Annotated in this window: 6 protein-coding genes; 2 read left to right on the forward strand and 4 right to left on the reverse strand. The window is 69.3% G+C overall.

Going from position 1 to position 12005, the window contains the following annotated elements:
* Window positions 1-44 precede the first annotated feature (44 nt).
* The 4 genes from RHM57_RS11790 to RHM57_RS11805 all read right to left on the reverse strand — a co-directional run bounded on the left by RHM57_RS11790 (window position 45) and on the right by RHM57_RS11805 (window position 9744).
* Complete coding sequence (locus RHM57_RS11790) at window positions 45-6047, reverse strand: Ig-like domain-containing protein (protein ID WP_322188207.1); 6003 nt, start codon at window positions 6045-6047, stop codon at window positions 45-47.
* Window positions 6044-7582, reverse strand: a complete 1539-nt coding sequence (locus RHM57_RS11795) for a serine/threonine-protein kinase (RefSeq protein WP_322188209.1) — start codon at window positions 7580-7582, stop codon at window positions 6044-6046. The genes RHM57_RS11790 and RHM57_RS11795 overlap by 4 nt, the downstream gene beginning before the upstream one ends.
* A 150-nt stretch (window positions 7583-7732) precedes the next feature.
* Window positions 7733-8623, reverse strand: coding sequence for a PP2C family protein-serine/threonine phosphatase (locus RHM57_RS11800; protein WP_322188211.1), 891 nt, complete (start codon window positions 8621-8623; stop codon window positions 7733-7735).
* Complete coding sequence (locus RHM57_RS11805; RefSeq protein WP_322188213.1) at window positions 8620-9744, reverse strand: FHA domain-containing protein; 1125 nt, start codon at window positions 9742-9744, stop codon at window positions 8620-8622. The genes RHM57_RS11800 and RHM57_RS11805 overlap by 4 nt, the downstream gene beginning before the upstream one ends.
* A gap of 177 nt (window positions 9745-9921) precedes the next feature.
* On the opposite strand from RHM57_RS11805, the gene RHM57_RS11810 reads away from it, so the two are divergent.
* Both RHM57_RS11810 and RHM57_RS11815 read left to right on the forward strand, forming a co-directional pair.
* Complete coding sequence (locus RHM57_RS11810; protein WP_134445884.1) at window positions 9922-10404, forward strand: Lrp/AsnC family transcriptional regulator; 483 nt, start codon at window positions 9922-9924, stop codon at window positions 10402-10404.
* Window positions 10405-10407: 3 nt separating this feature from the next.
* Window positions 10408-11910, forward strand: coding sequence for an aspartate aminotransferase family protein (locus RHM57_RS11815; RefSeq protein WP_255454089.1), 1503 nt, complete (start codon window positions 10408-10410; stop codon window positions 11908-11910).
* Window positions 11911-12005: the final 95 nt, after the last annotated feature.

Below are 12005 nucleotides of genomic sequence, written 5' to 3' on the forward strand. Positions count from 1 at the left end.
TCTTTCGGGTCTTCATGGGAACAGTCTCAACAGTTTCATCGATCTCATCGGTCGTAGTTGTACACCGGGTTGCCCGTGCCGAGCCCGAGGTCGACGGAAACAGCGAGGCGGGCCGTGCCTGCTGGTGCGGGAGCGGCGAGAGTGCAGCTGGTGGGGCCACCTGCCACGGGCGCCGTACCCGGGTCCGTCGGCACCGAACAGCTGTATCCGGTCGTGTATGCGCCGTTGTCCGGGCCGTTCGTCCAGCCGAAGACGCCGGTTGCCGGGTCGTAGGCCAGGCCGGTCACGGCGAGGCTGACGGATGCCGCCGGTGCCGTCATCGTCGCGGACCAGGCCCCACACGTGCCCCAGGTGGCCGAGGTGTCGCACGCGCGCACCTGGTAGCTGAACGGTGCGCCGAAGACCGTCGGGGTCAGCAGCTGGCGTGGCAGGGCGGTCGCGGTGAAGGTCGCGCTCGCGCCGGGGGTCCCCGTCGCGGCGTCGACGGCCCGGACTTCATAGCCCGTGACGCCGGCGCCCGGGCTGACCGGCGTGATCTGCAGGTCGTATGCCGTGTCGTGCATCCCCATCGAGGCTCCCGGGTCGGTGACCGCGCCGGGAGTCGACTGCACCTGAACGGTGGTGACCTGGCTGTTGGTGCAGCCGGCCCTGTTGTATGCCCAGACCACGAAGGAGTACGACGCGGTGTCCGAGGTGAGTCCGGTGAAGTCGACGCTCGTGGCGCCTGCTCCGAGGTTCCTGAGCTCGGCGACGTTCGCGCCGGTGTGGGGAACGACGACGGTGCCGGGGGCCGGGGAGGTGACCGTGCACGCCTGGTTCCCCGTCGGCACCGTTCCGTTCGTGAGGCGTTGCACGAAGTATCCGCCGACGGGGTCGCCGGAACCGGAGAAGGCATCCCACGCGACGTGGACGGTGCCGGCGGCACCGGCCGATGCGGAGACCGCGCCGGCCGTCGGCGCACCGTAAGGCGTGCCCTGGGTCGAAGCGGATGTCCACGCTGAGAGGGCGGGATATGACTCGTTGCGGGCGCTCACGCTCACCGGAACGAATGCGCCGTTGGCGAGGCCGTTCACCGTGAGCGAGCACCGGGTGGCCCCGCAGCCAGGACCCGTCGCGTTCACGGCGGGCTGGGCCGTGCCGTTGACGGTGACCAGGTAGTCCGTAATCGGGGAACCCGCACCGTTCGGAACGGGTGCCCAGCTGATCGTCAAGCCGCCGTTGAGCGGCGCGGCCGCGAGATTTCCGGGCGCCGACGGCACGACATCGGACCAGACGGTGTCGGCGAGCGCGGTCGTCGCGCCGAGGCCGAGGCCGTTGCGCGCTGCGACAGAGACGCGGACAGCGTTGGCCCGCCCGTTGCCGCCGGTCGGGACCGTGCACGAGGTCGCCTGGCAGGTGGTGGTGCTGATCGCTGCGCCCGTCACGGCATTCACGAGGGTGATCTCGTAGCCGGTGACGGCGGAGTTGTTGGCGGCGCCGGGGTTGAAGGCGACCGCGAGACGGGTGTCCGAGAACCCGGTCACGGAGAGGCTCGTCACCGGGTCCGGCCGGTCCTGAACCGAGATCCGCACGGTGCCCCAGGCGTAACGGTTCGGGTCGTTCGTCGCGTCGGCGACCTCGTACTCGAGGTTCGTGTCCGCGGCAGCGGCGTTCGCTGCGACCTGCACGCTGAGTGTGCTGTTGTCGGCGCTCGGGGTGATCCTGACCCCGGCAGGGATCCCGGCACCGCCGAGTCCGCGCACGGCGACGACCCGGAGCGGGACCTGTGGGAACGGGTTGGCCGCGCCGTCGTTGGCGAGCACGTCGACGACGGTCGTCTGGCCGCGGGGGGCGATCGCGACATCCGCCGCCGGGATGGCGAGCGGCCGGGTGGACGCGACGACACTCATCTCGATGCGCCCGGCCCGACCGGGCGTACCGCCGGCCGAGACGCCGATCGTGATGGACCCGTGGCCGCCCTGCCCACCCGAGGCCGGCAGCGTCGTGGTCCTGGCGTGCAGTGTCAGCTGCTGGCCATCGAGCGAGTAGTCGAATCCGACCGGTTTCGGGTCGAGCACCGAGTACACGAGGGAGGCCTGGTCGTTCGGGTACGGGTAGGACGTCAGTTTGGACAGGTCGATGACCTTGGTCTGGTCGGGTTCGAAGTCGAGTACGGCGCCGTCGAAGGCCGGCGGCTGGTTCGCCTGCGGCGTCACCGTGATCGGGAGAACGATCGTGGCCGTGTGGCCATCCGGGTCTCCTGCGCCGGTGCCGTCCGTGACGACGAACGACACCGAGGCCGGACCGTAGTACTGGTCCGCGCTCGTGAAGGCGATGCTCGTGTCCGAGGTGGCGAGGTCTGCACCGTTGGACCGGGTGGCGTGCACGAGGCTCCGGTCGGTGAGGCGCACCTGCTTGCCGCCGACGGCGACGACGTAGTCGTTGATCGGGATGGTGAGGTTGGCGCCGCTCGCGACGGTGAGCGCGGGAACGCCCTTCCGCAGTTGCGGCAGGGCGTCGGTGTACCCCGGCACCCAGATGAACGCGAGGGCGGTGATGCTCGCGTCGTCGGGGTTCGCGACCTGGAACGGGATGATCTGGCTCGTGGCGTGCACGGTCACCCGGACGCGCTTGGCGTCTGTGACCCTCGCGGAGTCGGCCCAGGACTCGGGGACGCTCAGCGCCAGGCCGCGGGCCGGCCCGTCGGCGAAGGTCACGTTGGCGAGAACGTCGACGTCGACGGTGCCGCCCGCGAGCACGTCGGAGAGGGTCAGGTGGGTGTCCCTGGCCTCTGGCCTGGCACGCGGGGCATCCGCACGCACGACGACGGTGAGGAATGTCGAGCTGGTACCGCCGCGCTCGTTGCTGATCTCGTAGATGAAGCCGAACCGGCCGGGTGTCGCAGGAGCCGTGACCGCGATGGTGTCCCCGGCGATCATGGCCGTGCCGTGGTCGGCCGCGAGGTCGGCAGGGGTGCCGCTCGGTTCGACGGCGCTGATCGTGAGCCGGCCGCCGTCGGGGTCCGAGTCGTTGGCGAGCACGTGAACGGAGACGGTGCTTCCCGGACGCACCACGACGTCGTCGGGGGCCGCGACAGGGTTGCGGGCGCCGTCGAGGCGCGGGCTGATCCCGATCCGCACGGTGCCGATCGCCCGAGCGCCGAGGGCGTCGACGACGGCGTAGCTGAACGTGTCGGTTCCTGCGGAGTATTCCCCGGCCTGGTACCGGAACGTGTCCGTCCCGTCCGCGGTGACGGATCCCTTCTCCGGGTTGGTCTCCTGGCCGACGAGCTGGACCGAGTCGCCGTCAGGGTCGATCCCGGTGAGCGGGATCGACACTTCGACGGTGCCGCCGGAGAGCACCCGCGCGGTCACCGTCTTCGGGACGGGCGGATTGTTGGTGCTCGGGTCGGCTTCGCGCACCGAGATGCGCACCTCCGCGTTGGCATACTGGCCGTCGGGGGCGTTCACCCGGTACACCGCGGTATACGTGCCGGGGGTGGCCGGCGCGAGGTAACGCAGCACGGTTCCCGCGGCGAAGAGCAGGCCTGCGCCCGGGGGCAGGCCGGAGGCGAGGACGGGGTCCAGGGTCAGCGAGTCACCGTCCGGCTGTTCGTCGTTCGCGAGGACCGGGATGTCGATGGTGTCGCCGACCCGGACGGTCGCGGTGTCCGCAACGGCGATCGGGGCCTGTTTCTGACCGAGCGCGGGGATTTCGACGACGGTGACGGTGCCCTCGGCATCGGCGAGCCCGTTGCTGATCCGGTACCCGAAACTGAGCCCGCCGTCCGGCAGCGGACGGGTCAGGGTGACCCGGAGGATCCGCTGGTCGAGGATCTCGATCCGCATGCCGCTGGACGCCGGCACGTTCATCGTCCCGGTGATCAGCAGCACTCCGTTCGCAGGGTCGAAGTCGCTCGCGAGCACGTCGACGAGGGTGGCCTGCTGGCCTCGGATGAAGGCCGTGTGGGGAACGGTGACGGGGGTGCTGTTGGCGTCGGCGGCGGGAGCGACGTCGACGCGCACCCTTCCCGTCGCGGTGAGCTGCCCGTCGGTGACCGAGTACTCGATCTCGTGGACCCCCGGGGTGCTGCTCAGGAACCGGAACGCACCGGAGGCGAAGTCGGGGGTGATCGTGGCATCCGGCTTGGCAGGGACGCTCGAAAGCCGCAGCGGCGCCGACCCGCCGCGGGCGTGGTCGAGCGGGGACACCGAGACTTCGGCCCCCGCAGTCGCGAGCACGATGAAGGAGTCAGCAACGATCGGCACGGCGCCGCTCGCGCGCACGGAGACGGTCAGCGAGCCCGTGCCGAGCAGGCGGCCGTCGGAGACGCTCAGGCCGACCCGTTTGTCATCAGCGTTCGTGCCGGCATCCGTGAAGACGACGGCGCCTGCGGGGGTGAAGCTCAGCAGGTCGGGGCCCGCGGCGGACGCTGAGGCGAGGTAGACCGGGTCGCCGTCGGGGTCGATCCAGTCGCCGAGCACCTGGCTTGTCACCCGGCCGCCGGCACGCACGGTCGCGTGGGTGGTCCGCACCTGCTCGGGAGCGGAGTTCTCCCCCGGCGCCCTGAGAGTGACGGTGACGGTTGCGGATGCGCTCCCGCCACGGCCGTCGTTGATCGTGTATCCGAAGCGAAGCTGACCGGTTGCCGCCTCCGCGACGGTGAGCTGCACCTGCTGGTTGTTGCCGACGAGGTCGAGCCGGCCGTCGGTCGCATCGATCGGTGTGACCGATTCGATCACGAGCACGTCCCCGTTCGGATCGGAGTCGTTGAGGAGCACGGGGAGGGTCACGATCCGGCCGGGCCGGGCTCCGAAGGAGTCGTCCACGGCGACGGGCGGGGCCTGCACCTTGTCGTAGACCGGAGGGGTGTCATCGCCGTTGGTCTCGATGCGCTGGGTGTCCGGGGTCGTGTCGATCAGGTCGGCCCAGTTGTCGATCAGCTGGTTGTCGCGCTGGACCGCCCAGGTCGAACCGTTGTGCGCATCGTTCAGCACGAGCCCGGTGCCGTTGCGCCGGAAGGCGAGCCTGGCGTTGTCGTTGAGCCCGGTGAGGGTCGTCGTCGTGCCGGACTGCGTTCCACGGGAGCCTCCGGACGCTCCCGACGCCGAGACGCCGGACCCGGCGTCGCCGCAGTCGCGCCAGGCCGTGCCATCCGACCAGGCGGCATAGGCGCACTGTCCGGCGGTGTCCGGGGCCGCCGCTGTGCCGTTCCGGCCGCTGACGAGCACGGTCGGGGCGCCGCCGGAGAGCGGGACGGCGACGAGCCCCTGCTCGTGGGCGATCAGCACGCGGGAGCCGGAGAGACTCGGCTGCTGCAGGGCGGGGGCGCCGCCGTCGACGATCAACCCGGACAGGTCGACGTCCCTGCCATCGAGGAACAGGTGCCGCGAGGTCGCGTTGAGCAGCGCCCAGGCGCCGTTCACGCTCGTCAGCTGATAATCGTCGCCCGGCGACCCCGCGCTGAGCGTCTGGCTCGAGGTGACCGTTCCGCTTCCGGAGGGCGCCTGGGCGAGGGCGCCCGTCGCGGGAGTGAATGAGACCAGGGTTCCGGTGTCGTCAACGCTCACGACCGAGCCGGCGCCGAGGGAGAGGGTCGGCGCGGTCGCCGTGTCGAAGCTCGCGAGCCGGCTCGTCGGGGTCTCCCACACCTCGCCGTTCGAGGCGATCAGGGTGCGGGTTCCTGCGAGGAACACGGCGGGCGCCCGGGGCGGCAGTGCAACGCTGCGCACGATCGTTGCCGTGGCCGGGTCGAGGATGTCGAGGGAGCTGTTGCCGGTGTCGAGCACGAGGACCGTCGCTCCGGACTGGAGCACGTCGAGATTGGAACTCTCGCTCGTCACGACCGTGTTGAGTTCCATCACCGCCGTGTTCGCCCGGCCGACAGCCTGGCGGGTCTCGTTGGTGACCCAGACGGCGGCATCGCCGAGGTCAAGACGCTGGGCGGTGTACCCGCCGGACACGACAGCGGTCGTCACGACGAGGGCCAGGACGAGCGTTCCGCCGAGGGCCGTCGCCCACGCCGAGCGGTGCGCAGCGAACTGGCGGGAGACCCAGAGACGGATCACGAAGCGTCGCCGCCTCTGGTCAGGTCACCGCGCGTGCTTCCGGTCACGGACCCGCCGGCGTCGACGCACTTCTCGCCGCTCGCGCCCCCGGTGCGCCCGTCCCGGTTCACGGCGACGCTTGCGCAGACCCTGGCCTGTCCGTGCGGGTCGACGCTGAACTCAGTGCCCTTCTGGATGCTGCTCTCTCCGGTGCGGAGGGTGATCACGTAGCTGTCCCCCTGGGCGATGCCCGGGTCAGCCCAGCCGAACACGACCATGCCGTCCCGCAGCTCCCCGGAGACATTGCTCACGGTCGGCAGCCCTGGCGTCGCCTGGTGCGAGAGCGCCGACGCCGTAACGACGGCGAGAACGACGATGACGACGGATGCCGCAACGAGCGCCCAGACGAGCACCGAACGCCGCCAGACCCCCGGCACCGAGCCCCTGGCTGTGGCGCGGGACCTGCCCCTGGCCGTGCCCGCGCTGCCCGCAGTCCCCGCCGAACCGTCGAACCCAGAGGGGCTGCGCGCGCCGGAGGTGTCGGCGAGCGCGCCGGCCGCCGAACGGCGCCCTCGTGGCGCCTGATGCACCCGGCGGCGGCGCGGCTCCTGGTACGCATTGATCGAATTCACGGCGGAGATGCGGGTGCGGTCGTCGTCGTCGACGCCGTTCTCAGCGGCCCAGTCCTCGTCGGCGACCTCGAGCCGGGTGGGGAGGAGGCCCAGTTCGGCCTCGACGGACTGCAGCTCCCTGATGAGCTCGAGCATGCTGCCCTGGCGCGACTCCGGACGCCGGGACATCGCGCGCTGGAGGATGAGCTCGAGCCTGCCCGGGACATCCGAGCGGCCGATCGCCGGGACCCTGGCCTTGTTGATGCGGGAGATGAGCTGGGCCGAGCTGTTCTCGGCGCCGGGAATCTCGAACGGCGAATGACCGGCGAGGAAGGAGTACAGGGTGGCGCCGAGGGACCAGACCTCGGAGGCGACGGAGCCGGAGACCTCGTCGAGGAGGACTTCCGGAGCGGACCAGGGGATGGACAGCCCGACCGCTTCGACGTTTCTGGTCTCGCTCACCGTGGCCGCGATGCCGAAGTCGCCGAGAACGGCATGCCCGTAGCGGGTGACGAGGATGTTCGAGGGCTTGAGGTCCCGGTGCAGCATGCCGGCCTGGTGCGCGGCCTGGACGGCGTTCGCGATGGTGATGCCGACCTGGAGCACTTCAGGGACGCCGAGAGGCTCTGTGCGGTAGCGCTGGCTGAGCGCCGGAGAGCACTGTTCCATCACGAGGTATGGGCGTCCGTCGGCCGAGACGCCGGCCTGGAAAACGGTCAGGATCGACGGGTGCGAGCTCAGCGAGGCCATCAGGTTGGCCTCGGCCTGGAACAGCTGCCGGACCTGGTCGTTGACGACCTCGGCGAGGAGCACCTTGACCGCGACCTGTCGGCGCGGAAGGTCCTGCTGGTAGAGGAAGACGTCGGCGAAGCCTCCGGAGCCGAGCACCCGGAGGTAGGAGAACCCCGGCAGGTTCGGGGGCGTCGACGGTAATCGTCGCTGCATCGCGGCCTCCCCGTCTCGCTCTCGCCAATGGTCCCTGGACTGGTCCGTGAACGCGCATCGAACGGGTATCACGACTGGCGTCACTCAAGTTTAGGCAGTTGCCCCGCACGTGTCCGGGATGCTGCTCCCCCAACTCAGGGGGTGTCGAAATCAGTGCGTGTCGAGATGGCCGATGTCGAGCGGGCCGGTGTCGGCGTCCTGCGAGGCGGACGGGCCGCCGGTTCCCAGGTCCTCTTCACGGTCTTCGCTGTCTTCGCTGTCTTCGATATCGAGGACGTCGAGGACGATCACCGTCACGTTGTCACGACCGCCGTTCTCGAGCGCGGCCTCGACGAGCGCCTTCGCGGCGTCGTCCGGGTCCGGGTTCGAGATCAGGAAATGCCGGATGCCGTATGCGGTGAGTTCCTTGGTCAACCCGTCGGAGCAGATCAGGAGGCGCATCCCCGGGTGCACAGGCAGCACACGGTAATCGGGGATCGGCGCCTCGTGGAACCCGACGGCGCGGGTGATGATATTGCCGTGCGGATGGACATCCGCTTCGTCGCGGGTGATCCGGCCCGCGTCGACGAGTTCCTGCACGACGGAATGGTCGATGGTGATCTGTTCGAGCACACCGGAGGTGAGCAGGTAGACCCGGGAGTCGCCGATGTTGAACACGACCCACTGGGGAGCGCCGGACACGAGGGTGAGTGCGGCTCCCGTCACCGTGGTCCCGGTGCCGAGGTCGGTCACGCCGACTCCGGACGCCATGTCCGTGACCGCGAGGCCGAGCGCCGCGTTGATGGCCGCATTCTGCGGCGAGTCCCGCCCGGCAAGTTCGGCGAGCCGGTGCACGACGGCCGCGCTCGCGACGTCGCCAGCGGAATGCCCGCCCATGCCGTCCGCGACCGCGAATATGGGCGGCGCGGATATCAGGCTGTCTTCATTGACTTCGCGGCGATGCCCGGTGTCGGTGAGTGCGGCCCACGCGAGCGAGACCGTCTTCTTCACCGAGGGGAAAGCGACCTCGAATCCGCCTGAGCCTTGACCAATCTGGGTCACGGGTGGTGCCTTCCACGATGTGCTGGGAAATACGGAGCCGACTCGGTGCCGCTCGCCGGGATGATCTCGATGATGTTATCGTCCCCGATGTCTATTCTCGTACCCGGAGGCACAGTTCGGGAATCGCCGGGACGGAGCCGCTCCCTGCGCCCGTCTGCGGAGACCACGATGGTGCCGTTCCGGGAGCCCGCGTCAGTGACGACGATGACGTCCCCCACCTGCCGGATGTCGACGTGGGTCGCGGACACGAGCGAGCCGGCAGAGACGACGGCCACGAGAGTGATGCCCGGCCCGACGGGGATGCGCGGCTGTGCGGGGCGCCTGCCCAGCCGATATGGACGGTCGAGAGGGAACTCACGGCCGTCGGACAGCCGGAACCGGGCGAGTGGCGGACGGAGGGCTGCGCCGGTCGCGGTGTCCTCGGTGTCCTCGGTGTCCTCGGTGTCCTCGGTGTCCTCGGTGTCCTCGGTGTCCTCGGTGTCCTCGGTCTCCTCGAGCTGGCGGATCACGGTGTCACCCGCCCCGCGGATCACCGTGTCGTCCGGCCTGCGGATCACCGTGTCGTCCGCCCCGCGGATCACCGTGTCGTCCGGCCTGCGGATCACCGTGTCGTCCGGCCTGCGGATCACCGTGTCATTCGGCAGGCGCATCGCGGTGTCGTCCGTTTCGGCCGCCAGGCCGCCTGGCGACCAGCGCGCCGTCCGGCCGACCACTGTGCCCTGTTCGTTCCCGGTTCCGCTTCCAGCGGGTACGGCGGCGGGCGCCGCCGTGTCCGGGGAACCGATCACGACGACGGTCACTGCGGAGAAATCGGCGAGGTTCCAGGGCCGGATCCCCTGGTCGGTGAAGCGTCGTGATCCGCCGACCGAAAACACGTCGACGGCGATCTGTCCGCGCACGACGACGGTCACGGCGGACTCATCCGCTGCTGCACGGATCACGAGCGCGAAGGACTCGAGTGCATCGGAGCCACCGAGCGGCAACAGTCCGACGAGGGCCTCTGCCGAGACGCTGGCGTCTCCGGCCCTGCTCGAGAGCGCCGTGACGAGGCCACGGGGCGCGTCGGTCGGGACCGCGGCGACGAAGGAGCGGCCGGCCACGAACATCCACTCTGGGTCCATGGGACTCCCTTCGTCCTCCTAGGATCTTCACCGTATCCCGAGTACGCGGATCCGCCGTGCGGCGCGGGGAGACCCCACGCACCGGCAAAACCCTCCGAGATATGGAATCCGCAGCATTTGCCGTAAAAAGCTGCGGAATCGCTTGCCGGGGGAGGGTCTCGCTGGCATAATCGCTGGATGGTCGCAAACGGACGTACCACGCCGGGCAAGCCGGTACCCCTCGATGACGTCTCGAAGAAAATCATCGAGCAGCTGCAGGTCGACGGGCGCAGGTCGTACGCGGAGATCGGCAAGGCCGTCGGACTCAGCGAGGCCGCCGTGCGCCAGCGGGTGCAGAAGCTCACGGATGGCGGGGTCATGCAGGTCGTGGCCGTCACCGACCCGATGCAGCTCGGTTTCTTCCGCCAGGCCATGATCGGCATCCGTGCCTCGGGAGACACCCGGATACTGGCGGAACTGCTCGCCGCGATGCCGGCCGTTGACTACGTCGTGCTGACAGCAGGCTCCTTCGACATCCTCGTCGAGGTCGTCTGCGAGGACGACGATGAGCTCCTCGACCTGCTCAACTCCCAGATCCGCAACCTCGACGGGGTCAGGTCCACTGAAACATTCGTCTATCTCAAACTCCACAAACAGTTCTACAACTGGGGAACACGGTAAAAAATGACACTCTCAGAACCCTTGCTCGAATCCGTTCCCGCTTCGCCCGCGGTCGTCAGCGCTGACGCAACCGGTGCGGATGCCGCCGCTACGCCGGAGGATGCCGGGCCCACCGTCTACACGGACGCCGAGAACGCGGCCATGCAGCAGAAGGCCAAGGACCATCTCTGGATGCATTTCTCACGCCAGTCGGTCGTCGAATCCGGCGCGGGCGTTCCGATCATCACGAAGGGCCTCGGACACCACATCTGGGACTCGAACGGAAAGAAGTACATCGACGGCCTGAGCGGCCTCTTCACGGTCAATGCCGGGCACGGGCGCAAGCGCCTCGCCCAGGCGGCCGCCAAGCAGGCGGAGGAACTCGCGTTCTTCCCGATCTGGTCGTACGCGCACCCGAACGCGATCGAGCTGGCCGACCGGCTCGCCTCGTTCGCTCCCGGCGACCTCAACCGCGTCTTCTACTCGACAGGTGGCGGCGAGGCCGTCGAGACCGCGTTCAAGCTCGCCAAGTACTACTGGAAGCTTCAGGGCCGCCCGACCAAGCACAAGGTCATCTCCCGCAATGTCGCCTATCACGGCACGCCGCAGGGAGCCCTCGCGATCACGGGTATCCCCGCGATGAAGGAAATGTTCGAACCGGTCACCCCAGGTGGCCTCCGGGTGCCCAACACGAACTTCTACCGGGCGGACGAGATGGGCTCCGGCTTCGGCGACGACATCGAGAAGTTCGGCCTCTGGGCGGCGAACCGGATCGAGGAGATGATCCAGTTCGAGGGGCCTGAGACGGTCGCCGCCGTGTTCCTCGAGCCCGTGCAGAACTCCGGCGGATGCTTCCCGCCGCCCCCCGGCTACTTCAAGCGCGTGCGCGAGATCTGCGACAAGTACGACGTGCTCCTCGTCGCCGACGAGGTCATCACCGCGTTCGGCCGGATCGGGAACATGTTCGCCTCGACGACCTTCGGCATCGAACCGGACATGATCACCTGCGCGAAGGGCATGACGAGCGGTTACTCGCCGATCGGCGCGACGATCGTCTCCGACCGCATCTACGAGCCGTTCAAGCACGGCGACACGACGTTCTATCACGGCTATACCTTCGGCGGGCACCCGGTCTCCTCCGCGGTCGCGCTCGCTAACCTCGACATCTTCGAGGAAGAAGGGCTCAACGAGAACGTCCGCACGAACTCGCCGATCTTCCGCGCCGAGCTCGAGAAGCTGCTCGCGCTGCCGATCGTCGGCGACGTGCGCGGCGAGGGCTACTTCTTCGGGATCGAACTCGTCAAGGACAAGGGCACGAAGGAGACGTTCAGCGACGAGGAATCCGAACGCCTGCTTCGCGGCTACCTGTCCAAGGCGCTCTACTCCGCCGGGCTGTACTGCCGCGCCGACGACCGCGGCGACCCCGTCGTGCAGCTCGCTCCCCCGCTGACCATCGGTCCGTCCGAGTTCCGCGAGATCGGCGACATCCTCTACGGCGTGCTCGCGGAGGCCCCGAAGTACCTGTAGGAGTCGCGGGCAGGACACCGAGCGCTGGGGTTCCGCCGTTTCGCTTGTGGTGCACCACCGGCGGAACGGCGGAGCACCCGCGTTCGACCCCGCAG

The sequence above is a fragment of the Cryobacterium sp. 10S3 genome, assembly GCF_034344045.1.
Classification (GTDB): Bacteria; Actinomycetota; Actinomycetes; order Actinomycetales; family Microbacteriaceae; genus Cryobacterium; species Cryobacterium glucosi.

What these genes read in the sequence shown, in the direction of transcription:
- RHM57_RS11795 (WP_322188209.1), bottom strand. Translation starts at nt 7,582, where the DNA reads ATGCAGCGACGATTACCGTCGACGCCCCCGAACCTGCCGGGGTTCTCC.
- RHM57_RS11805 (WP_322188213.1), bottom strand. Translation starts at nt 9,744, where the DNA reads ATGGACCCAGAGTGGATGTTCGTGGCCGGCCGCTCCTTCGTCGCCGCG.
- RHM57_RS11810 (WP_134445884.1), top strand. Translation starts at nt 9,922, where the DNA reads ATGGTCGCAAACGGACGTACCACGCCGGGCAAGCCGGTACCCCTCGAT.
- RHM57_RS11815 (WP_255454089.1), top strand. Translation starts at nt 10,408, where the DNA reads ATGACACTCTCAGAACCCTTGCTCGAATCCGTTCCCGCTTCGCCCGCG.